Origin of the sequence: Mycobacterium gordonae (assembly GCF_001417955.2) — a bacterium.
Lineage (GTDB): Bacteria > Actinomycetota > Actinomycetes > Mycobacteriales > Mycobacteriaceae > Mycobacterium > Mycobacterium gordonae_B.
Genome location: NZ_LKTM01000392.1, coordinates 1 through 20,914, shown reverse-complemented (window position 1 = coordinate 20,914; position 20,914 = coordinate 1). Strand labels below are relative to the sequence as shown.

Here is a 20,914-nt window from a genome sequence, read left to right as displayed (position 1 = left end):
TAGGCGGCACCGGCGGGCAAGGCGGTACGAGTACAACCGCCGGCGGCAACGGAGGCAATGGCGCCCAGGGCGGCACGGGCGGCACTGCCGGGATCGCGGGCACTGGCGGCACGGGTGGCACAGCGGGCAACGCAGGCAACGGCGGTAGCGGTGGGGCGGGCGCGTCTGCGGTTGCGGGTGGCAATGCCGGCAACGGTGGCGCCGGAGGTACTGGCGGCAGCTCTGGCGGGGGCGGCACCGGGGCCAATAGGGGCACCGGCGGTACCGGCGGCGCCGGCGGGGCGGGCGGTACCGGAGGTGACGGCGGACTCGTGACTGCCTCGGGTGCAACTGGCAAAGCGGGAGGCAACGGTGGCACGGGCGGTGCCGGCGGCCAGGGCGGCGCCGGACTGACCACCTCCGGTATCAACGGCAGCGGTGGCGTCGGTGGTAACGGCGGCAGCGGCGGTGCCGGCAGCAGCGGCATCAGCAACGCCGGCAACGGCGCCGGCGGTGCAGGTGCCAATGGCGGCAACGGCGGTAACGCGGGCGCCGGCGGCAGTATCGGCGGTGGCGGTATCGGTGGCGACGGCGGTCAAGGCGGCAGCGGTGGGACCGGTGGCGCCGCCGGTAACGGCGGTAACGGCGGCAACGCTGCCACAGTCTCAGGGAACAACAACGGAGCAAGCGGCGGCACCGGTGGTAACGGAGGCCAAGGCGGAAACGGCGGCAACGCAGGCAACGGCGGCAACGGCAGCGCGACCGGAAAGGGCGGAAATGCCGGTCTAGCCGGCAATGCGGGCACCAACGGCAACGGCGGCAATGGCGGCAACGGCGGCAACGCGACGGGGTCGGGCAACGGGGGCAAGGGCGGCACCGGCGGCAACGGCGGCAACAGCAGCGCTACAGACCAGATCGGCGGCAATGGCGGAAACGGCGGCAGCGGCGGAACGCCTGGCACCGCCAGCGCAGGCGGAGCCGGCTCCGTCGGCGGGCAGGGCGGCAAGGGCGGCGCCGGCGGCACCGCTGTTACAGGTACCGGAGGCGCCGGAGGCACCGGTGGAATCGGTGGCGACGGCGGCAACGGCGGCACCGGCGGCACCGGCGGCACCAGCCTTTCAGCGACACCTGGCACCAACGGCGGACGAGGTGGGGCCGGTGCCAACGCCGGGGCCGGTGGACAAGGCGGCGACGGGGGCACCTCCACGAACGGCATCGGTGGCGCCGGCGGCACCGGCGGCGCGGGCGGCAGCAACCTCGGTGGCGCCAATGGCGGCAACGGCGGCACCGGCGGCGGTAGCGGCTTCGCCGGCGGCACAGCCGGCAACGGTGGTGACGGCGGGCTGAACGGGGTCGGCGGCACGGGCGGCAACGGGGGCACTGGCGGCAAGGGCGCCAGTCAGGCGGGCGCCGGCGGCGCAGGTGGGGCCGGCGGTCAAACCGGCGGCGGCAGCGGCTCAGCCAGCTCCACGATCGGCAACGGCGGCGCCGGTGGCACGGCACCGGCGGGCGGCACCGGCGGCACCGGCGGCAAGGGCAGCACTGGCGGAGCCGGTGGAACCGGTGGCACCGGTGGCACGAGCGGCAGCGGCAACACAGGCAAATCCGGCACCGGAGGCGCCACCGGCGCTGCGGGAGGTACCGGCGCGGCACCGAGCGGCAACAACGGCGGCAAGGGTGGCAGCGGCGGCCTGGCGGGTCTCACCGGTGGCTCCGGCGGCACCGGCGGCGCACCCTAGAGGTCAGGCAGTCACGTGCGCGGCGTGCACGTCATCCGCCGGCCGCGCTTCGGTCTGCTCCTTGGCCCAGCGATAGTCCGGCTTGCCGGCCGGCGACCGCTTCACCTCGTCGACGAACCAAAGGCTGCGCGGCACTTTATATCCCGCGATTTCCGAACGCACGAAGCTGTCCAGTTCGGCCAGCGTCGGCCGAGCGCCCTCCCGGGCCTGCACCACAGCGGCCACGTGCTGGCCGTAGCGCGGGTCCGGCACGCCGACCACCAGCGCGTCGAACACGTCGGGGTGGCCCTTCAGCGCGGCCTCGACCTCTTCGGGGTAGATCTTCTCGCCACCGCTGTTGATCGACACTGAGCCCCGGCCCAGCATCGTGACCGAGCCGTCCTCTTCGACCAACGCGTAGTCGCCCGGAATCGCATAGCGCACACCGTTAATCGTCTTGAACGTCTCGGCGGTCTTCTTCTCGTCCTTGTAGTAGCCGACGGGAATGTTGCCCTTCTTGGCGATGAACCCGCGCACGCCCGAGCCCGGCTTGACTTCGTTGCCCTCTTCGTCGAGGACGACGGTGCGGTGATCGATGGTCACCCGGGGCCCACCGCTGTGCGGCGCGTCCTTCGCGACGATGCTGGTACCGCCAAAGCCGGTCTCCGACGAGCCGATTGAGTCCGTGATGACCCGATTCGGCAGCAGCTCAAGGAACTTCTCCTTGATGCTCGGCGAGAACAGCGCAGCCGTGCTGGCGAGCAGGAAGAGCGACGACAGGTCGTTGTCGTTGTCCTTCTGCAGCGCGTCCAGCAACGGACGTGCCATCGCGTCACCGGTGAAAAACAGCAGGTTCACTTTGTGCTTGTGAATGGTTTCCCACACCTGCTCGGCATTGAATTCCGGTGCCAGCACCGTGGTTTGGCCGGAGAAGATCGACATCCAGGTCGCCGACTGGGTGGCCCCGTGGATCATCGGCGGAATCGGATAGCGGACCATCGGAGGATTCGCGGCGGCAGCCTTGGCCAGGTCGTACTCGTCCTTGACGAATTCCCCTGTGGCGAAGTCGGTTCCGCCGAGCAGCACCCGGTAGATATCTTCGTGGCGCCACATCACGCCTTTCGGGAAGCCGGTGGTGCCGCCCGTGTAAAGCAGGTAGATGGCGTCCGCGGTGCGGTCCCCGAAGTCGCGCTCAGGTGAGCTGTCAGCGATCGCGGAGTAGAACTCGACGCCGCCGTAGCGCTGGTAGTCCAGGTCGCTGCCGTCCTCTACGACCAGCACCGTCTTGACGTTGGGAGTGTCCGGCAGCACGTTGGCGACCCGGTCGGAGTACTGACGCTCGTGCACCAGCGCCACCATGTCCGAGTTGTCGAACAGGTAGCGAAGCTCGCCTTCGACGTACCTGAAGTTGACGTTGACCAGGATCGCGCCCGCCTTGATGATGCCGAGCATCGCGATGACGATCTCGATGCGGTTGCGGCAGTACAGGCCGACCTTGTCGCCTTCGCGCACACCCTGGTCCATCAGGTAGTGCGCGAAGCGGTTGGCCTTCTCTTCCAGTTGGGCGTACGTCAGCTGCTCGTCACCGCAGATGAGAGCAACACGGTCCGGCACAGCGTCGATGGCGTGCTCGGCAAGGTCAGCAATATTCAGAGCCACGGCCACCAAATTAGAACGTGTTACATTTCTTGACAAGCTCACACCCCATGTCGAGGAAGAGGCGGTAGCCGTGGCGGAGCAGCCAGCAAACGAATCCGGGCCCGACGCACTGGTGGAGCAGCGCGGTCACACACTCATCGTGACGATGAACCGGCCCCACCGTCGCAACGCTCTGAGCACCGAAATGATGCAGATCATGGTTGAGGCGTGGGACCGCGTCGACAACGATCCCGATATCCGCTGCTGCATCCTCACGGGTGCCGGTGGCTACTTTTGTGCTGGCATGGATCTCAAGACCGCAACCCAGAAGCCGCCGGGCGACTCCTTCAAGGACGGCAGCTACGACCCGTCACGCATCGACGCCCTACTCAAGGGTCGTCGCCTCACCAAACCCCTGATCGCCGCAGTCGAAGGACCGGCGATCGCCGGCGGAACGGAGATCCTGCAGGGCACCGACATCCGGGTGGCCGGCGAGAGTGCCAAGTTCGGCATCTCCGAGGCCAAGTGGAGCCTGTACCCGATGGGCGGGTCAGCAGTCCGGCTGGTGCGGCAGATCCCCTACACCGTGGCCTGCGACCTGCTGCTGACCGGACGGCACATCACCGCGACCGAGGCCCTCGAGATGGGGCTGATCGGGCACGTCGTCCCAGATGGCCAAGCGCTGACGAAGGCACTCGAACTCGCGGAGATCATCGAGAACAACGGGCCGTTGGCGGTGCAGGCGATCCTGCGTACCATCCGCGAGACCGAGGGCATGCATGAAAACGAGGCCTTCAAGATCGACACCCAGATCGGCATCCAGGTCTTCCTGTCCGACGACGCCAAGGAAGGCCCGCGCGCGTTCGCCGAGAAACGCAAGCCCGAGTTCAAGAACCGCTGAACGTTCCCGTCCCCTCGCCGAGCGTGACGTGAGGGCGGGTTTCCGGCCGGATTTCATCCCTCAGATCACGCTCGCCGCGGATGTCGGTGCGCCGCGGTCCCCCGGACCTCCCGCGCAAACCGTCCCCTCGCCGAGCGTGACGTGAGGGCGCGTTTCCGCCCGGATTTCATCCCTCAGATCACGCTCGCCGCGGTTGTCGGTGCGCCGACGGACACTGCCACCCATGACGAGACCGTTCACCGGCAGTGAGGCGCTGAAGTCCGGCGAGGTGACGCGTCATAGCCTGCGCCGACGTTTCGTCGCGCTCCATCCCGACGTTTACGCACCGCCCGACGTCGACCTGACCGCGCAGAACCGCGCCTACGCGGCCTGGCTCTGGTCGAAGCGGCGTGGCACCGTGGGCGGCCAGTCCGCTTCGGCGCTGCACGGCGCAAAATGGGTCGACCCTCGCGCGCCCGCACAATTGCTATACCAACACCGTCGTCCGCCCCCGAGCATCATCACCTGGTCAAACAGCCTCACCGCCGACGAAATTGAAGCCGTCGCGTGCATCCCGGTCACCACTCCCGCCCGCACGGCATTTGATCTGGCGAGTCGCTATCCGACGGGCAAAGCGGTCGCGGCCGTCGACGCCCTCGCGCGGGCCACGCGACTCCAAACAGCTGATTTGGAGCCAATACTCGAACGCAATAAGGGCCACCGCAACATCCGCAACGCGCGAAAGGCCCTGGCCCTCATCGACCCCGGCGCCCAGTCACCAAAAGAGACCTGGCTGCGACTACTCGTCATCGAAGCCGGCTATCCGCCGCCGCAGACCCAGATCCCGATCTACGGCAGGTATGGCGAACTCGTCGGTATCGTCGACATGGGATGGGAGACAATCCAACTCGCGCTCGAATACGAGGGCCAGCACCATCGGACATCAGCGCAGTTCGCGAAGGACGTCGCCCGCTACGACACGATGACGAACGATCTCGACTGGCTGATCATCCGAGTCACCAGCCAGGACACCCCAGGGGGCGTCCTGGGCCGACTGGCCGCGGCGTGGTCACGCCGAATGTGTAATGAGGGCGGAAAAATCGCCTGAAACCAACCCTCAGATCACGCTCGGCGCAAAAGCAAAAGCAAAAGCAAAAAGCAAAGCGCCTACCCCAGCACCGGCGCGCTCGGCGTGAACACCACCGGCATCGACTCCAGACCGGACACGAAGTTTGCCGGCCGCAACGGCAGCGCGGACTCGTCGGCCAACCGAAGGTCAGGCAACCGCTGCAGCACCCGCGATGTCATCAACGACAACTCCAGACGCGCCAGCTGGTTACCCATACAGAAGTGCGTGCCGAACCCAAAAGCCAGATGGCTGTTCGGGTTTCGCCGGATGTCGAACTTCTCCGGTTGATCGAACACCGACTCGTCGAAGTTCGCTGCCTCGAACAACAGCATGATCTTCTCTCCGGCGCTCAAAGACGTGCCATGAAAATCGGTGTCCGCGGTCAACGTCCGGCACATGTTCTTCACCGGTGACGTCCAGCGCAGCATCTCCTCGATGGCACCAGGTAGCAACCCAGGGTCGCCCACCAGATCGGAGAACTGGTCCTGGTTACGCACCAGTTGCTCGGTCCCCCCGCTCAACGTGTGCCGGGTGGTCTCGTCACCGCCGATCAGGATGAGCAGCGTCTCCATGACGATCTCTTCGTCTGACATCCGCTGACCCTCGACCTCGGCGTTGATCAGGATCGAATACAGGTCGTCGGTCGGATCCGCTCGGCGCTTGCCGATCAGGTCCATCGTGAACGCCGTATAGCCGGCGAACGCCTCCATCACGGTCTGGAACTCCACCGAGGTCGGGTCGATGTGAGACGACAGCCCGCACACCAGATCGTCCGACCACTTCAGCAACATCCCCCGCTCGGACGGCAGCACGCCCAGCATGTCGCCGATCACCGCCATCGGCAACGGCGCGGCGATGTCGCGGACGAAGTCGCACTCCCCGCGCTCACACACCGCGTCGATCAAGGTGTCGCAAAGCTCCCCGATCGAGGCCTCCTTGTCCTTCACCCGCTTACGCGTGAAGCCGGCATTCACCAGCTTGCGCCGCACCAGATGCGCCGGGTCGTCCATGTCGATCATGTAGGGCATACCGGGCTGATCGGGACGGATGCCCCCGGTGCTGGAGAACAACTCCGGGTTGCGCTCCGCATCGAGGATCGCCTGATACGTTGTCGCGCCTGCCAATCCGTTACGGTCGCGGAACACCGGCTGGTTCGCCCGCATCCAGCGGTACGCCTCCCGCGCCCCGACGCCGTCGGCATAGAAGTTGCCGTCCGCCAGATCGATGTTGAGGATCGTGTCCGGAATCGTTGACGTCATCTACAGCCTCCAGTTTTCTGCCTCGAGCCCATTACAGTAAGCCCCATGCCTGTCTCGCAACACACCATCGCCGGAACCGTTCTCACCATGCCGGTCGTCATCCGTAAAGCCGACCAGCATTCCGCGATGTTCTCGGTCAAGGCCGACGCCGCCCAACGGCTGATCGACTACAGCGGCCTCGAAGTCTTTCAATACCTGCCCGGCCGGGCGATTCTGGTGCAACTGCTGGTCCGCTACATCGACGGCGACCTCGGCAAGTACCACGAGTACGGCACCGCGTTCCTGGTCAACAAGCCCGGTACCCACGCAACAGGCATCCGCGCGATGGCCGACGCCGCGACCTTCATCCATCAGCTGCCTGTCGACCAGGAATTCACCCTCGAGGCCGGCCGCACCATCTGGGGCTACCCAAAGATCATGGCGGACTTCAATGTTCGCGAGGGGCGCAAGTTCGCGTTCGACGTCAGCGCCGACGGGCACCTCATCGCCGGTATCGAGTTCAGCCCCGGCCTGCCGCACCCGGCGCCGAAGCCCCAGACGTTGACGACGTACTCCTGCCTGGACGGCGTGACCCGCGAGACCTCCTCGACCATGCAGACCACCGGCGTGCGGACCCGGCTCGGCGGCGCCAAAATCCGCCTCGGTGACCACCCCTACGCCAAGGAACTGGCGACCCTGGGACTGCCCAAGCGAGCACTGATGACGCAGTCGGTCACCAACGTCGAGATGTCGTTCGGCGACGCACGCGCCGTCTGAGACCATCCGGCCAATCTAGAACGTGTTCTAACGCCCCCGCAAGCCGCTGCCTCAGGTCAGTGCCGCGAGGTCCCGCACCTGTTCAACGCTGCGGGCACCCACCACCATCATGGTGACGCCGGACGCCTCCCAGGCCACGATCTGCTTACGCACGTAGTCCAGGTCGCCGACGATCATGGCGTCGTCGACCAGCTCGTCCGGAATGACCTTGGCCGCCTCGTCCTTGCGGTTGGACCGGAACAACTTCGTCACCTCGTCGACCACCTCGGAGTAGCCCATGCGGCGGTAGACGTCGGCGTGGAAGTTGGTGTCCTCGGCGCCCATGCCGCCCATGTAGAGCGCCAGGTACGGCTTGACCGCCTCGAAAGTCCCGGCGCGGTCCTCGGTCACCACCACCTGCGCCGTCGCGCACACCTCGAAGTCCTCGCGGCTGCGGCGGGCACCGGGCCGGGCGAATCCCTCGTCCAACCATTCGTTGTAGGTGTCCGCCATTCGCGGCGAATAGAAGATCGGCAACCAGCCGTCGCAGATCTCGGCCGCCAACGCCACGTTCTTCGGGCCTTCCGCACCCAGCATGATCGGGATGTCGGCGCGTAACGGGTGGGTGATCGGCTTCAACGGCTTACCCAAACCCGTTGTGCCCTCACCGGTCAGCGGCAACGGGTAGTGCGGGCCGTCGCTGGTCACCGGCTTCTCCCGGGCCCAGACCTGGCGCACGATGTCGATGTATTCGCGGGTGCGGGCCAGCGGTTTGGGGAACCGGGCCCCGTACCAGCCCTCGACCACCTGCGGCCCGGACACACCCAGGCCGAGGATGTGCCGGCCGCCCGACAGATGGTCCAGCGTCAGCGCGGCCATCGCGCAGGCGGTGGGCGTGCGGGCGGAAAGCTGCACCACCGAGGTGCCCAGGCGCACCCGCTGCGTCTCCCGACCCCACCAGGCCAGCGGCGTGTAGGCGTCCGAGCCCCACGCCTCGGCGGTGAACACGGCGTCGAATCCCGCTTCCTCGGCGGCCGCGACGAGCTCGGCGTGGTTCTCCGGCGGCTGAGCGCCCCAATACCCCAGTTGCAAACCGAGCTTCATAGCGCGCCTCCCGAAGACCTTCCAATGGACCTAGTTGAAACCATTCTTAGAACCTGTTCTACTCGAATGCGTGACAGCCAGTTCAAGCGGCCCGGCCCTGATCGATCACCCTGAGCCGCCCCTCTCCGCACCGTTGACATTGGCCTTCGACTACACCCGTTCGGTGGGTCCCACGCTCGGCAAGTTTTTCACCGCACTACGTGAGCGCCGCGTTCTGGGAGTACGAGGTTCCGATGGCCGGGTACACGTGCCGCCGCCGGAATACGACCCGGTCACCTACGAACCGCTGGGCGAGATGGTACCGGTGCAAAGCGTCGGCACCGTGGTCTCCTGGACCTGGCAGCCCGCGCCGATCGGCGGGGAACCGCTGGACCGGCCGTTCGCTTGGGCGCTGATCAAGCTCGACGGCGCCGACACCCCGCTGATCCACGCGGTGGACGCCGGCTCCCCGGACGCCATCAAGACCGGTGACCGGGTGCACGTGCACTGGGCCGACGAGACCGTCGGCGCCATCACCGACATCGCCTATTTCGCACTGGGTGACGAGGCCGAGGACGTTCCCGAGCCGCAGGCCGGCCTGGACCCGGTCACCATGATCGTCACGCCCGTCTCGCTGACGATTCAGCACACCGCGTCCCACGAGGAAAGTGCCTATCTGCGGGCGATCGCCGAAGGAAAACTGTTGGGCGCCAGGACAGGTGAGACCGGGAAGGTCTACTTCCCGCCGCACGGCGCCGACCCGGCCACCGGCCTGCCCACCACCGAGTTCGTCGAACTGCCGGACAAGGGCACGGTGACGACGTTCGCGATCATCAACATCCCGTTCCAGGGCCAGCGGATCAAGCCGCCCTATGTGGCGGCCTACGTGTTGCTCGATGGCGCCGATATTCCGTTCCTGCACTTGGTCGCCGACGTCGACGCGCACGAAGTGCGCATGGGCATGCGCGTCGAGGCGGTCTGGAAGCCCCGCGAGGAGTGGGGATTCGGCATCGACAACATCGAATACTTCCGGCCTACCGGCGAACCGGACGCCGAATACGACACCTACAAGCACCACCTGTAAAGGGCACAGCTACACATGAGTGATCGCAATGTCGCGGTGGTCGGCTTCGCCCACGCGCCGCATGTCCGCCGTACCGACGGCACCACCAACGGCGTCGAAATGTTGATGCCGTGCTTCGCGCAGCTGTATCAGGATCTCGGCATCAACAAGTCCGACATCGGCTTCTGGTGCTCAGGGTCGTCGGACTATCTTGCTGGACGGGCGTTTTCGTTCATCTCGGCGATCGACTCGATCGGCGCCGTACCGCCGATCAACGAGTCGCACGTCGAGATGGACGCCGCCTGGGCACTGTACGAGGCCTATATCAAGATCCTCACCGGCGAGGTCGAGACGGCGCTGGTATACGGCTTCGGCAAGTCCTCGGCGGGCATTCTGCGCCAGATCCTGACGCGGCAGACCGACCCTTACACCGTTGCGCCGCTGTGGCCCGACTCGGTGTCGATGGCGGGGTTGCAGGCGCGCATCGGCCTGGACTCCGGTAAATGGACGCCCGAACAGATGGCCCAGGTCGCGCTGGACTCGTTCGCGCAGTCCGAGCGCAACGATTCCGAGAAGCCGGCGAAGAGCATCGACGAACTGCTGTCCCGGCCGTTCTTCAACGATCCACTGCGCCGTCACGACATCGCACCGATCACCGACGGCGCCGCGGCCATCGTGCTGGCGGCCGGGGACAAAGCCCGGGAGCTGCGCGAAAACCCGGCCTGGATAACGGGAATCGAGCACCGCATCGAAACCCCGGTGCTCGGCGCCCGCGACCTCACCGCCTCGCCGTCCACCGCGGTGTCGGCGAAAGCCGCCACAAACGGCGACGCCGCCGTGGACGTTGCGGAAATCCACGCGCCGTTCACCCACCAGCACCTGATCCTCGCCGAGGCCATCGGCTTGACCGACAAGACGAAGGTCAACCCGTCCGGCGGCGCGCTGGCGGCCAACCCGATGTTCGTCGCCGGACTGGAACGCATCGGCCTGGCGGCACAACATATCTGGAACGGATCGGCACAGCGGGTCCTCGCGCACGCCACCAGTGGCCCAGCGCTGCAACAGAATCTGGTCGCGGTCATGGAAGGACAGAACTGATGGCCGGCGCAGGAGCGCACCTTGCCGCGGTACTCGGCACCGGGCAGACGAAGTATGTCGCGAAGCGCAAAGACGTTTCGATGAACGGCATGGTCCGCGAGGCGATCGACCGGGCACTGGAGGACTCCGGCTGCACCTTCGACGACATCGACGCCGTCGTCGTCGGCAAGGCGCCCGACTTCTTCGAGGGCGTCATGATGCCGGAGCTGTTCATGGCCGACGCCATGGGCGCGACCGGCAAGCCACTGATCCGGGTGCACACCGCGGGTTCGGTGGGTGGCTCCACCGGCGTGGTGGCGGCCAGCCTGGTGCAGTCCGGCAAGTACCGCCGGGTGCTGGCAATGGCCTGGGAGAAGCAGTCGGAATCCAATGCCATGTGGGCACTTTCGATCCCGATCCCGTTCATCAAGCCGGTGGGTGCCGGCGCCGGTGGCTATTTCGCCCCGCACGTCCGGTCCTACATCCGCCGCTCCGGAGCACCGCTCAACATCGGTGCCATGGTCGCGGTCAAGGACCGGCTCAACGGGGTACGCAACCCGCTGGCCCACCTGCACCAGCCCGACATCACCCTGGAAAAGGTGATGGAGTCGCCCATGCTGTGGGACCCGATCCGTTACGACGAAACGTGCCCGTCCTCAGACGGTGCCGCCGCCGTCGTCATCGGCGACGAGGAAACGGCCGACGCCAAGGTGGCTGAGGGGCGCCCCGTGGCGTGGATCCACGCCACCGCCCTGCGCACCGAGCCGCTGCAGTTCTCCGGCCGTGACCAGGTCAGCCCGCAGGCCAGCCGCGACGCGGCCGCCGCGCTGTGGAAGGCGGCCGGAATCACCAGCCCCATCGACGAGATCGACGCCGCCGAGATCTACGTGCCGTTCTCCTGGTTCGAGCCGATGTGGTTGGAAAGTCTCGGTTTTGCACCCGAAGGCGAGGGCTGGAAACTCACCGAAGCCGGCGAGACGGCCATCGGTGGACGCATCCCGGTCAACCCGTCCGGCGGTGTGCTGTCCTCCAACCCGATCGGCGCGTCCGGCCTGATCCGGTTCGCCGAAGCCGCCATCCAGGTGATGGGCAAGGGCGGCGACCATCAGGTGCCAAACGCCCGGAAAGCATTGGGCCACGCGTACGGCGGTGGTTCGCAGTATTACTCGATGTGGGTAGTCGGCAGCGACAAGCCGGGGGAAACCGCGAAATGAAGTACACGCTCAGCATCGCGTTCAGCCCGATCGACCAGCTGACCGAACTCGCCAAGACCGCGGAGGAAGTCGGGTTCGACTCCATCGCCCTACCGGATTCGATCTTCTACTTCGAGCAGCAGTCCGTCGACTATCCCTACACCGCCGACGGCAAGCGGATGTTCGACGAGCACTCCCCCTGGGTCGATCCGCTGATCCTGGCGGGCACGTTGGGTGCGGTCACCTCCAAGCTGCGCTTCTACACCAATGTGCTGAAGCTGGGTTCACGCAACCCGCTGCTGCTGGCCCGCCAGGTCGGCTCGGTGGCCAACCTGACCAACAACCGTTTCGGCTTCGGCGTGGGAATCGGCTGGGCACCGGAGGAATTCGAGTGGTGCGGGGTGCCATACGCCCGTCGCGGCAAGCGCGTCGACGAGATGATCGAAGTGATCAAGCTGGTGCTGGCCGGCGGGAGGGTCGAATTCCACGGCGAGTTCTACGATTTCGACCGCCTGCAGATGAGCCCCGCCCCCAGCGAGCCGGTGCCGTTCTACGTCGGTGGCCACACGGACGTCGCCCTCAAGCGCGCCGCCCGGGTCAGCGACGGCTGGACCAGCGCGATGATGACCCATGCGGAACTGGACGAGACCATCAAGAAGCTCAAGGCGCTGCTGGCCGAAAACGGCCGCGCGGACGACCCTTTCGAATACCAGGCCGTCTGTATGGACAAGTTCGGCGTTGACGGCCATCGGGAGCTTGCCGAGATCGGGGTGACCGACTACATCACGATTCCGTGGGTGTTCGACGGGCTGGCGTTCGACGCGCCGCTGGACAAGAAGCAGGACTCGATGAAGCGGTTCGCTGACACCTACATCCACTCCGGCTGGCAGGACAAGTGACGAACCCGGCGCACGAGGCCGGCCGACGCTCCCGCGAGGCGGTGGCCGCCCGCGACAAGGATGCGTGGCTGGCCGTCTTCGCCGACGACGCCATTGTCGAAGATCCCATCGGCCCATCGGCTTTCGACCCTGCGGGCCGGGGGCACCGCGGCCTTGAAGCGATATCGGCGTTCTGGGACAAGGCCATCGCGCCCACCACGAAGATCGAGTTCTTCTTCCGCGACACCTACCAGTGCGGCAACGAGGAAGCCAACGTCGGGCACATTCTGATCACCACCGGCGACTACCAGACCACTGCCGAAGGCGTTTTCACCTACAAGGCCAACGACGACGGCCAGATGGTGGCACTGCGCGCGTACTGGGAGATGGACCGCGCCGTCGCCAGCGTGCAGAAAATATAGATTATTTTTATTCTGGGCGCGCCTAGAATTCGCGCATGACTCTCGAATTGCGCTATGACCGTTGGTTTCTCCCGCTGTCGGTCCCGCTTGGGCTGGGGCCGAAGCGCAGCCAGGTGCGGATCCAGGACGGGACCCTACACGTCAAGTTCGGCTGGGGATTCGAAGCCGCCGTTCCACTGGCATCCATCGTGGACGCCAAACCCAGCCACGAACGGGTGTTGTCCTGGGGCGCCCACGGCTTCCGGGGCCGCTGGCTGGTCAACGGGTCCTCTGAAGGGATTGTCGAGTTGACCATCGATCCGCGGGCACGCGCACGCGTCATGGGAGTGCCCGTCAAGCTCAGGACGTTGTACGTCAGCGTGACCGACCCCGATGCGCTGATCAGCGCCGTCAGCTCACCACGCCTAGTCTGACGCGCCCGGGGGAGCCTCGACCGGTTCCACACCCGCGATATGCCGCTGCGCCAGGTCCCGATAGGCCTGTGGGTTGACATTGACCCACATCTCGGCGCCGGTGCCCTCGATCGGCCCCTTCACCTTCGCGGGCGCACCGGTTACCAGCATTCCGGCCGGAATCTGGGTGCCACCCACCACCAGCGCACCAGCCGCAACCATGCAGCGCGCGCCGATCACGGCGCCGTCCAGCACCGTCGCGTGATTGGCGATCAACGCCTCGGACCCGATGTGCGCCCCGTGGATCACGCACAGATGAGCCACCGTTGCCCCAGGACCGACGTCCACCGGGATGCCCGGCGGCGCGTGCAATACCGACCCGTCCTGCACGTTGGCGCCCTCCCGGATCACCACGGGCGCGTAGTCGCCGCGCAGCACGGCGTTGTACCAGACCGACGCCCCCGCCTCGACGGTGACGTCGCCGATCAGAGTCGCGGTAGGGGCCACGAACGCGGTCGGATCGACCTTCGGCGAACGGCCTTCGAAAGAGAACAGCGGCATTGACTACATATACCCCAACGTGCATATGCCGTGGCAGGACTCGCCGTCGTTGCGCTCCCCCGCCCCAAAACTGTAACGTGTTCTAGTTAGTACCCGCGATCTGGAGGTGACAGGTGAGTACCGACACAAGTGGCGTTGTCGGTCGGGAAGGTGTCCGGGAGATCGATGCCGGCGCGTTGCCGACCAGATATGCCCGGGGCTGGCACTGCCTGGGCGTGGCCGAGGACTTCCGTGACGGCAAGCCGCACTCTGTTCAGGCGTTCGGCACCAAGCTCGTCGTCTTCGCCGACTCCACCGGCGACATCAAGATTCTGGACGGCTACTGCCGCCACATGGGCGGCGACCTGTCCGAGGGCACCATCAAGGGCGACGAGGTCGCGTGCCCCTTCCATGACTGGCGGTGGGGCGGTGACGGCCGCTGCAAGCTGGTGCCCTACGCCAAGCGCACCCCCAAGACCGCCCGCACCCGGGCGTGGACAACCGACGTCCGCGGCGGGTTGCTGTTCGTCTGGCACGACCACGAGGGCAATCCGCCGGACCCCGCGGTCCGGATCCCCGAGATTCCGGAAGCCCACAGCGACGACTGGACGAACTGGCGCTGGAACCGGATCCTCATCGAGGGATCCAATTGCCGCGACATCATCGACAACGTCACCGACATGGCGCACTTCTTCTACATCCATTTCGGGTTGCCGACGTACTTCAAGAACGTGTTCGAGGGCCACATCGCATCGCAGTACCTGCACAACGTGGGCCGTCCCGACGTCAACGACCTGGGCACCTCGTACGGCGAAGCGGAATTGGACTCGGAGGCTTCCTATTTCGGGCCGTCGTTCATGATCAACTGGCTGCACAACAGCTACAGCGGCTACAAGTCCGAGTCGATCCTGATCAACTGCCACTACCCCGTGACGCAGGACTCCTTCGTGCTGCAGTGGGGTGTGATCGTCGAAAAGCCCAAGGGCCTGGACGAAAAGATGAGCGACAAGCTGTCCCGCGTCTTCACCGAAGGCGTCAGCAAGGGCTTCATGCAGGACGTCGAGATCTGGAAGCACAAGACCCGTATCGACAACCCGTTGCTGGTCGAAGAGGACGGGGCCGTCTACCAGATGCGCCGCTGGTATCAGCAGTTCTACGTGGATGTCGCCGACATCACCCCGGAGATGGTGGAACGCTTCGAGATGGAGGTCGACACCGCCCGCGCCAACGAGTTCTGGAACGCCGAGGTCGCCGAGAACCTGAAAGCCAAAGAGGCCGAGGCGGTTTCCGATGAAGTGCCGGCCGAACAGCACTGACCGTCATGTCTGACGACCAGCCGGCGGTTCCCGACGTCGATCGGCTCGCCAGGTCGATGCTGATGCTGCTCGGTGATCACCATGATCACGACGAGCCGCACGCCTCCGACGGAGGGTCCGGTTCGTGGTCCAAGTCACGGGATTTCGCCGACGATCCGCAGCGGGCCGCCGCGGTGGCCGAGGCCAGCCGTGCGGACCGGGAGCGCTATCTGACGGGTGGGCTACGCCCGGTGGACTGCCGGTTCTGCCACGTCACGGTGTCGGTGCGCTGGTTGGGTCCGGGTCACACTGCGGTGCAATGGAACACCGAGGCTTCGCAGCGTTGTGCGCACTTTGCCGAGGTAAGGGCCTGCGGCGGAAACACCGCACGCACTCGGTCCTGCCCCCGGCTCTCCGACAGCATCGAACACGCGGTGGCCGAAGGGATCCTGGAGGCGGCCGAGTAGCCGAAGCCCGCGGGTCACAGCCCCGCGAAGCGTTCCTTGACCTCTTCGGCGGTCAACCCGTAATCGGCCAGCGAGTACTTGTGCTTGGGGGCCCGCGCACCGGTCTGACTCTCGGCGTGGCTGTCCTCCATGGCTTTTCGCGCCTCGTCCGTCAGGGTCAGCCCGAAATGGCGGTACACAGCGGCGACGGTGCCGAGCGGGTCGCCGATCAGGTCGTGGTAGTCCACATCGCAGAATTGGGCCGGATCATGCTTGGCGCGAACGGTGTTAAACCGCTCCAGACCGCGCGACCAGGTTTCCATTGCGTCCGCGCCGATCCGGTCAGGCGTGAAGTTCGTCGACCAGTCCTCGGCGGTGTGCTGGGCCAATGAGCACATCGAGGCCATGATCGTTTCCACCGGCCGGTGAGTTTGAATCACCAGGGCGTCGGGATAGGTCGCCATCAGCGCGTCGAGCGCGAACAGGTGGCTGGGATTCTTGAGCACCCAACGCTTGTCCTTGTCGTTCAACCCAATCAGTTGGAGGTTGCGGCGGTGTCGCTGGTACGACGGAGTCCAATCCTGTTGGGCCAGCCACTGGGCGTAGCTGGGGATGTGGGCCAGCGTCTCGTAGGACACTGAGTGCAGTGATTGACGCAGTAGCTGCCAGCACTCCTCGAGCTCGTATGCCGCCATGAAATGCAGGCCGGTGTATTCCGGGTTCTCCGCATGGGCCTTGTTGAACTGCGCATTCAGCTGGCTGTACCAGGGATTCGAGTCCCAGGTATCCCGGGGCGGGCGCGGCTGCGGGAACTCGGCCAGCCACAGGTGCAGTCCCTGATGGCCCGGGTCGGCGCCCAGCAGCCGGTGCAGGACCGTCGTCCCGGTACGCGGCAAGCCGGTCACGAAGATCGGCCGCTCGATGGCCACGCCGGCGTAGTCGGGATACTGCTTCCACGCCGATTCGGAGAGCAGCCTGGCCACCAGCGCGCCGCGCAGGAAGAACCGATTCATCTTGCTGCCCAAAGCCGTCAGGTTCGCTTCGCGCTGGTAGGCGTCCAGCAGAACGCTCAGCGCCTCGCGGTAGTTGTCGTTGTCGGTGCCGAAATCGTCCAGCCCGGTCAGTTTGGTCGCCGACGCGTGCAGGTCGTCGACGGTGCCTACGTCGGTGCGCTCCATCAGGTGTGGTACTCCCCGCAGTTGACGTCCAGCGTCTGGCCGGTGATGCCGCTGGACAGGTCGCTGGCCATGAAAAGGATCGCCGATGCCACCTCGTCTTCGGTGGGGAGCCGCTTCAGATCCGAGTTCGCGGCGGTGGCCTGATAGATCTGGTCGGCGGTAGTGCCGTACTTACCGGCCTGATGGTTGAAGTAACCCTGTAAGGTGTCACCCCAGATATAGCCCGGTGCAACGGAATTGACGCGAATACCCTGCTCACCGAGCTCGGTCGCCAGCGACTGCGACATGGACAACAACGCAGACTTGGCCATCTTGTACGCGCCGTACTTGGCCTGGGAGTGCCTGATCACCATGGAGTTGACGTTGACCACGGAGCCCTTCGACGCCGCCAGCGCCGGCGTGAAGCCCTGAATAAGCCGCAACGCCCCCAGGGCACTGAGCTCGATCGCGTCCCGGATGTGCTGAAAGGTGGTGCCGGCCAACGGCTTCATCGACGGGACCCGGAAGGCGTTGTTGACCAGCACGTCGACCTTGCCGTAGGCCTCCAGGGAGGCGTCGACCAGGTTGCTCACCTGATCGTCGTCGGTGATGTCGGTGGGCACCGCGACCGCCTTGCGGCCCAGGTCGACGACCTGCTTGGCGACGTCGTCCAACCGGTCGGCGCTGCGTGCCGCCAGCACCAGGTCGGCCCCTTCGAGCGCGCACCGGCGCGCCAGCGTGGTGCCCAGACCCGGACCGACGCCGCTGATCACTACCACCTTGCCGTCGAGCAAATAGGTCATCCCAGCATCCTTGCCGCAATCTGCAACTGGCGCAGCGCAATACGCGCCCGCCAGTCGTCCTCGGAAATCTTGTTGTGCTCGAAATACGGCAACGAAGCCGGTACCGCGTCGACGTCGACCAACTCCACAGTCGGGCCGTCAGCCTCGGTGAGCTCCCGGGACACCCGCTGCCACCGGAACTGCAGGAACCCGCGACGATGGCCGAGCGTCTCAACCCAGTTGGTCACACCGGGATTCTGGTCGCTGACCACGATACGGACCTTCCCGTCCGGATCCGCTTGTGCCTGAGTGTTGTTCAGCGATGTCTGGTGGTTGATGTAGTCCAGCGAGATGTACCACATACTGCCCAGCTGGAAGCCGAGGTACGGGGCGTCACTGACCGGAACCGTGATCACCAGGGCCTGGTTCGGTTGCAGGTCGAAGTGGCCGACCGACGAGTACTGGGTCGCCAGCCCACCCGGGGTCAGCCGCGGCGGCACCATCGTGTTGACGGGGATCTTCAGATAGAACCACTGCGGGAACTGCAGCCAGGTCTTCACCCGGTTGACCAGCTGCTTACCCGCTGTGGCATAACGCTTTTCGATCAGCTCCCGAGTCAGCGGCGGCGGCGCGGTGCCCGCGGTGTCCAACCGCTCGATGGTCAACGTGCCACGGGTCGCCGACCAGTCACCGTAGACCTCGCGCATGACGAGTTGCCCTGCGCTGGTTGGCCGTAGCCGCCACTCGAAGCTGCCGTCGGGTGCGATGTCGAGTTCCCGGTCGTCGAACGCGGCCTGGCTGGCGGGCACGTTGTCGTCGGTGTATTCGCCCCCGAGCAGTTGGAAACTCAGGTCGGTGGTGGTGCCGCGGACACCGCGGACCACGTAGTCGCGGTCGGCGTGCACCCGGGTCCCGAAGTACAGCGTGTCCGGGTTGTCCAGTCCCATCTTGGTGAACGGCCCGGTTCCGGACTGCAGGAAGGGATGGTCGCGCTCGTAGTCGAAGGCCAGATGCATGCAGCCGGTGATGCAGCCGGCCAGATACTGGAGGCCTTCGAGTAGGTCGGCTTCGGTCTCGATATGCGGGGCGGCGGCCACGAGTTGCTCGGCTTCCGCGATCGCTTCGTTGAGCGGATCAGAAAACACGTACTTGACGCTAGAACGTGTTCCTATTTTGAGTCAACCGCGAACATTTGCGCGTGTCGCATGCGCCGCTCAACGACGAAGCCCGATCACGTTAGGAGGTGCACTCGTTGGCCAGTGTGATTAAGAGCTGGCGCTGGTTCGGGTGCCGGTTGAGGTAGTCGATCACATCTGTGCCCGACCCAGCCTGGGCCTGAAGCGTGGCCTTCACGTCGGGATGGCGGTCCAGGTAGCCCTGGATCTGTTCGGACGCCGTCTGACCGAACGTAGTGTTGCACTGCTGGCCAGGATCGGCGCCGGCCACAGGCACAGTGATAAAGGCAGCCGCGGCGACACTCAGCAGACCACCGGCCAGAAGACCTTTGCTCACGGTCATCGGATCGCTCCTTCAATACGGTCGGATTCACATGTCGGCACTGGTCCGATGTCTTCGAGGCTACGCGCGCCGCACGGCGACGCACACCGGCAGAAATCGGACCCGACTAAGCTGAATTCACATGAACACGCGCGGTGGGGAGTTCCGTGGCGGTCGTCGGACGGGCGGCCCGATACCAACAGGTCCGCAGACCGATCCATTGCCGCGCGAGACGGCGGCACCCGATTTCAGTCTCGAGCCCCGGCAGCGCAGCCGCCCTTCGTTGACGACTTTGGGCGTGGGGCTGGCAATCCTGCTGGCGGTCGCCGCGCTGGTGATGTCCCTGATCGCGCTGCTGACCGATTCCGCGCCCACGCCGGCGGCCAGTGCGCCGAAAACGCCCGTAGCGGACTCGGATAAGGCCTTGTGCCAGGCAATCGGACCCCTGATGAAGGAGAACGACGACCGCAGCAACGCGTTTCTGGCCACGGGTGAGGCCGGTTCGCCGGAACGAGACGCCGCTCTGCCGAAGTTCGTCACCGATACCCGGGACTGGGCGCGCCGCACCCAGCAGGCCCTCGACGCGCATGACAATCCTCCGCGCCTGACCACGCGCGCGCTCCAGCGCTACATCGATGACATGCAGTTATTCGTCGCCAGCGTGCGTCCCGGCGCGGGCACTCAGTACGACGAGGCCGCGTGGACCGACAGCATCGTCGCGTACGGCGGGGTGTTATCCACCTGCCAGCAGATTGGAATCGGCTGGTAGAACCAGGGGTCAGTAGGGCTGTAGCGGAACCCACACCCCGTATAGCCAGAAGCCCCACTGCTGGTAGTAGGGATCCCAGAGCGGCAGCACCGAGTAACCCAGGTAATTCAGCGTCGGCGCCACCCAGCCTGCCGGAGGTGGCCAGGGTCCCCAGCCCCCGAACGGGAGCAGCGCATCCCGGAGGGGCGCACCCCAACCGCGCGGAGGCGGAGGTGGTGGGCCCCAACCCCATGGTGCGCGTCCCAGGCCCCACGGCGCAGGACCACCGTGCCAAGGCGGCGGCAACAGATGCAGGCCCGGGCTCCGGAACGCGGCGTTCCAGAGCAGATCCCCGATCGGGGCGCCGGGACCCCTGAAGTCGCCGCGGAAGTGCCACGCCGGGCCGCCGCGCCAGCCGAGACGCCAGTTCAGGTTCGCGCGCGGCCAGTCGGGTCCTCGCAGGTTGATGCCCAGGTCTCCGCGGGGACCCCACCACCGGGCAAAGGGTGGCGCGGCCAGACCGCGGAAGGCCGCCCGGAAGTTTCCGGGTGCCATGCCGTTCAGTCGCAATCCGCCCCGGAAGTCTGCGCGCGGGCCGCCGGGGCCACGGAAAGCGCCACGGAAGTCGGCCGCCGGTGCGCCTGTTCCGCGGAATGCCCCTCGGAACTCGCCGCCTGGACCGCGCAAGCCGCCGCTGAAACCTCCATTTGGGCCTGCGCCGGGTACGCCCAAACCGCCACGCAGCTGCGTGGCCGCAGGTCCGGGGTTTTGTCCTTGCGGTCCGCGGGGGCCTCCGCCCTGACCGGGTGCAGTCGCAGGTCCACCGCCGCGCGGGGCCGGTCCGCCACCACCGGTCTGCGGCGCAGGGCCACCACCACCGGGGCCACCACCACCGGGACCGCCACCGCCGGGGCCGCCACCGTGCGGCGCCGGTCCGCCACCGGCCTGCGGCGCAGGGCCGCCACCACCGCCGGGGCCACCACCACCGGGACCGCCGCCACCG

The 20,914-nt window shown here is 66.3% G+C and carries 22 protein-coding genes and 1 pseudogene; 13 read left to right on the top strand and 10 right to left on the bottom strand.

The genetic code is table 11. The features are described from left to right. A partial coding sequence (locus AO501_RS38595) for a hypothetical protein (RefSeq protein ID WP_197420016.1) occupies window positions 1-1,718 on the top strand: 1,718 nt, incomplete at its 5' end. Window positions 1,719-1,721: 3 nt separating this feature from the next. On the opposite strand, the gene AO501_RS34340 is transcribed toward AO501_RS38595, so the two are convergent. Continuing rightward, complete coding sequence (locus AO501_RS34340) at window positions 1,722-3,362, bottom strand: acyl-CoA synthetase (protein WP_055582019.1); 1,641 nt, start codon at window positions 3,360-3,362, stop codon at window positions 1,722-1,724. Window positions 3,363-3,426: 64 nt separating this feature from the next. Between AO501_RS34340 and AO501_RS34335 the strand changes: the two genes are divergently transcribed. Both AO501_RS34335 and AO501_RS34330 read left to right on the top strand, forming a co-directional pair. Then, on the top strand, window positions 3,427-4,236 hold the full coding sequence (locus AO501_RS34335) for a crotonase/enoyl-CoA hydratase family protein (RefSeq protein ID WP_055582018.1): 810 nt from the start codon (window positions 3,427-3,429) through the stop codon (window positions 4,234-4,236). A gap of 223 nt (window positions 4,237-4,459) precedes the next feature. Then, window positions 4,460-5,323 carry a hypothetical protein gene (locus AO501_RS34330; RefSeq protein ID WP_055582017.1) on the top strand — a complete coding sequence of 288 codons (864 nt, stop codon included), beginning with the start codon at window positions 4,460-4,462 and terminating at the stop codon, window positions 5,321-5,323. Window positions 5,324-5,382: 59 nt separating this feature from the next. On the opposite strand, the gene AO501_RS34325 is transcribed toward AO501_RS34330, so the two are convergent. Further along, complete coding sequence (locus AO501_RS34325; protein WP_055582016.1) at window positions 5,383-6,603, bottom strand: cytochrome P450; 1,221 nt, start codon at window positions 6,601-6,603, stop codon at window positions 5,383-5,385. 45 nt (window positions 6,604-6,648) lie between these two features. On the opposite strand from AO501_RS34325, the gene AO501_RS34320 reads away from it, so the two are divergent. Then, entirely contained in the window at window positions 6,649-7,359 is a 711-nt protein-coding gene (locus AO501_RS34320) for an acetoacetate decarboxylase family protein (protein WP_055582015.1), read from the top strand. Window positions 7,360-7,410: 51 nt separating this feature from the next. Here the strand turns inward: AO501_RS34320 and AO501_RS34315 are convergent, their stop codons facing one another. Next, window positions 7,411-8,442, bottom strand: coding sequence for an LLM class F420-dependent oxidoreductase (locus AO501_RS34315; protein ID WP_055582014.1), 1,032 nt, complete (start codon window positions 8,440-8,442; stop codon window positions 7,411-7,413). Between the two features lie 70 nt (window positions 8,443-8,512). On the opposite strand from AO501_RS34315, the gene AO501_RS34310 reads away from it, so the two are divergent. Genes AO501_RS34310 through AO501_RS34285 form a run of 6 tightly spaced genes read left to right on the top strand, consistent with a single transcriptional unit; the run spans window position 8,513 to window position 13,467 of the window. Next, a complete protein-coding gene (locus AO501_RS34310; RefSeq protein WP_055582013.1) occupies window positions 8,513-9,505 on the top strand; it encodes a Zn-ribbon domain-containing OB-fold protein in 993 nt (330 codons plus the stop codon). Window positions 9,506-9,520: 15 nt separating this feature from the next. After that, complete coding sequence (locus AO501_RS34305; RefSeq protein WP_055582012.1) at window positions 9,521-10,582, top strand: thiolase domain-containing protein; 1,062 nt, start codon at window positions 9,521-9,523, stop codon at window positions 10,580-10,582. Then, window positions 10,582-11,775, top strand: a complete 1,194-nt coding sequence (locus AO501_RS34300) for a thiolase domain-containing protein (RefSeq protein WP_055582011.1) — start codon at window positions 10,582-10,584, stop codon at window positions 11,773-11,775. Before AO501_RS34305 ends, AO501_RS34300 begins: the two co-directional genes overlap by 1 nt. Beyond that, a complete protein-coding gene (locus AO501_RS34295; protein ID WP_055582010.1) occupies window positions 11,772-12,653 on the top strand; it encodes a TIGR03619 family F420-dependent LLM class oxidoreductase in 882 nt (293 codons plus the stop codon). Before AO501_RS34300 ends, AO501_RS34295 begins: the two co-directional genes overlap by 4 nt. Further along, window positions 12,650-13,054 (top strand): nuclear transport factor 2 family protein, encoded by a 405-nt coding sequence (locus tag AO501_RS34290; protein WP_055582009.1) that lies wholly within the window; start codon window positions 12,650-12,652, stop codon window positions 13,052-13,054. The genes AO501_RS34295 and AO501_RS34290 overlap by 4 nt, the downstream gene beginning before the upstream one ends. Window positions 13,055-13,089: 35 nt before the next feature. Further along, window positions 13,090-13,467 carry a hypothetical protein gene (locus AO501_RS34285; RefSeq protein WP_055582008.1) on the top strand — a complete coding sequence of 126 codons (378 nt, stop codon included), beginning with the start codon at window positions 13,090-13,092 and terminating at the stop codon, window positions 13,465-13,467. Here AO501_RS34285 and AO501_RS34280 read toward each other — a convergent pair. Then, the gene (locus AO501_RS34280; RefSeq protein WP_055582007.1) at window positions 13,459-14,007 is read right to left on the bottom strand and encodes a gamma carbonic anhydrase family protein; all 549 of its coding nucleotides are present in this window, start codon (window positions 14,005-14,007) and stop codon (window positions 13,459-13,461) included. The genes AO501_RS34285 and AO501_RS34280 overlap by 9 nt on opposite strands. Before the next feature lie 113 nt (window positions 14,008-14,120). Between AO501_RS34280 and AO501_RS34275 the strand changes: the two genes are divergently transcribed. Both AO501_RS34275 and AO501_RS34270 read left to right on the top strand, forming a co-directional pair. After that, complete coding sequence (locus AO501_RS34275) at window positions 14,121-15,302, top strand: Rieske 2Fe-2S domain-containing protein (protein ID WP_055582006.1); 1,182 nt, start codon at window positions 14,121-14,123, stop codon at window positions 15,300-15,302. Between the two features lie 5 nt (window positions 15,303-15,307). Then, window positions 15,308-15,748 (top strand): hypothetical protein, encoded by a 441-nt coding sequence (locus tag AO501_RS34270; RefSeq protein WP_055582005.1) that lies wholly within the window; start codon window positions 15,308-15,310, stop codon window positions 15,746-15,748. A 14-nt stretch (window positions 15,749-15,762) separates the two neighbouring features. Here the strand turns inward: AO501_RS34270 and AO501_RS34265 are convergent, their stop codons facing one another. The 4 genes from AO501_RS34265 to AO501_RS34250 all read right to left on the bottom strand — a co-directional run bounded on the left by AO501_RS34265 (window position 15,763) and on the right by AO501_RS34250 (window position 19,184). After that, window positions 15,763-16,905: a sulfotransferase family protein gene (locus AO501_RS34265; RefSeq protein WP_156452939.1), complete on the bottom strand. Its 1,143-nt coding sequence runs from the start codon at window positions 16,903-16,905 to the stop codon at window positions 15,763-15,765. After that, the gene (locus AO501_RS34260; protein ID WP_055582003.1) at window positions 16,905-17,687 is read right to left on the bottom strand and encodes an SDR family oxidoreductase; all 783 of its coding nucleotides are present in this window, start codon (window positions 17,685-17,687) and stop codon (window positions 16,905-16,907) included. Before AO501_RS34260 ends, AO501_RS34265 begins: the two co-directional genes overlap by 1 nt. Further along, complete coding sequence (locus tag AO501_RS34255) at window positions 17,684-18,811, bottom strand: hypothetical protein (protein WP_055582002.1); 1,128 nt, start codon at window positions 18,809-18,811, stop codon at window positions 17,684-17,686. Before AO501_RS34255 ends, AO501_RS34260 begins: the two co-directional genes overlap by 4 nt. 91 nt (window positions 18,812-18,902) lie before the next feature. Continuing rightward, complete coding sequence (locus AO501_RS34250; RefSeq protein WP_055582001.1) at window positions 18,903-19,184, bottom strand: hypothetical protein; 282 nt, start codon at window positions 19,182-19,184, stop codon at window positions 18,903-18,905. A 121-nt stretch (window positions 19,185-19,305) separates the two neighbouring features. Between AO501_RS34250 and AO501_RS39940 the strand changes: the two genes are divergently transcribed. After that, window positions 19,306-19,932, top strand: coding sequence for a hypothetical protein (locus AO501_RS39940; protein WP_231752716.1), 627 nt, complete (start codon window positions 19,306-19,308; stop codon window positions 19,930-19,932). Between the two features lie 9 nt (window positions 19,933-19,941). Here AO501_RS39940 and AO501_RS37635 read toward each other — a convergent pair whose 3' ends face one another. Then, window positions 19,942-20,466, bottom strand: coding sequence for a hypothetical protein (locus tag AO501_RS37635; RefSeq protein WP_156452938.1), 525 nt, complete (start codon window positions 20,464-20,466; stop codon window positions 19,942-19,944). A gap of 5 nt (window positions 20,467-20,471) precedes the next feature. Further along, window positions 20,472-20,914: pseudogene (locus AO501_RS40470) on the bottom strand (hypothetical protein); the annotation flags it as partial.

Bases quoted from the DNA above. Each gene is read 5' to 3' on its own strand.
- AO501_RS34330 (WP_055582017.1), top strand. From the start codon at position 4,460: ATGACGAGACCGTTCACCGGCAGTGAGGCGCTGAAGTCCGGCGAGGTG.
- AO501_RS34325 (WP_055582016.1), bottom strand. From the start codon at position 6,603: ATGACGTCAACGATTCCGGACACGATCCTCAACATCGATCTGGCGGAC.
- AO501_RS34320 (WP_055582015.1), top strand. From the start codon at position 6,649: ATGCCTGTCTCGCAACACACCATCGCCGGAACCGTTCTCACCATGCCG.
- AO501_RS34315 (WP_055582014.1), bottom strand. From the start codon at position 8,442: ATGAAGCTCGGTTTGCAACTGGGGTATTGGGGCGCTCAGCCGCCGGAG.
- AO501_RS34305 (WP_055582012.1), top strand. From the start codon at position 9,521: ATGAGTGATCGCAATGTCGCGGTGGTCGGCTTCGCCCACGCGCCGCAT.
- AO501_RS34300 (WP_055582011.1), top strand. From the start codon at position 10,582: ATGGCCGGCGCAGGAGCGCACCTTGCCGCGGTACTCGGCACCGGGCAG.
- AO501_RS34295 (WP_055582010.1), top strand. From the start codon at position 11,772: ATGAAGTACACGCTCAGCATCGCGTTCAGCCCGATCGACCAGCTGACC.
- AO501_RS34285 (WP_055582008.1), top strand. From the start codon at position 13,090: ATGACTCTCGAATTGCGCTATGACCGTTGGTTTCTCCCGCTGTCGGTC.
- AO501_RS34280 (WP_055582007.1), bottom strand. From the start codon at position 14,007: ATGCCGCTGTTCTCTTTCGAAGGCCGTTCGCCGAAGGTCGATCCGACC.
- AO501_RS34270 (WP_055582005.1), top strand. From the start codon at position 15,308: ATGTCTGACGACCAGCCGGCGGTTCCCGACGTCGATCGGCTCGCCAGG.
- AO501_RS34265 (WP_156452939.1), bottom strand. From the start codon at position 16,905: ATGGAGCGCACCGACGTAGGCACCGTCGACGACCTGCACGCGTCGGCG.
- AO501_RS34260 (WP_055582003.1), bottom strand. From the start codon at position 17,687: ATGACCTATTTGCTCGACGGCAAGGTGGTAGTGATCAGCGGCGTCGGT.
- AO501_RS34250 (WP_055582001.1), bottom strand. From the start codon at position 19,184: ATGACCGTGAGCAAAGGTCTTCTGGCCGGTGGTCTGCTGAGTGTCGCC.
- AO501_RS39940 (WP_231752716.1), top strand. From the start codon at position 19,306: ATGAACACGCGCGGTGGGGAGTTCCGTGGCGGTCGTCGGACGGGCGGC.
- AO501_RS37635 (WP_156452938.1), bottom strand. From the start codon at position 20,466: ATGGCACCCGGAAACTTCCGGGCGGCCTTCCGCGGTCTGGCCGCGCCA.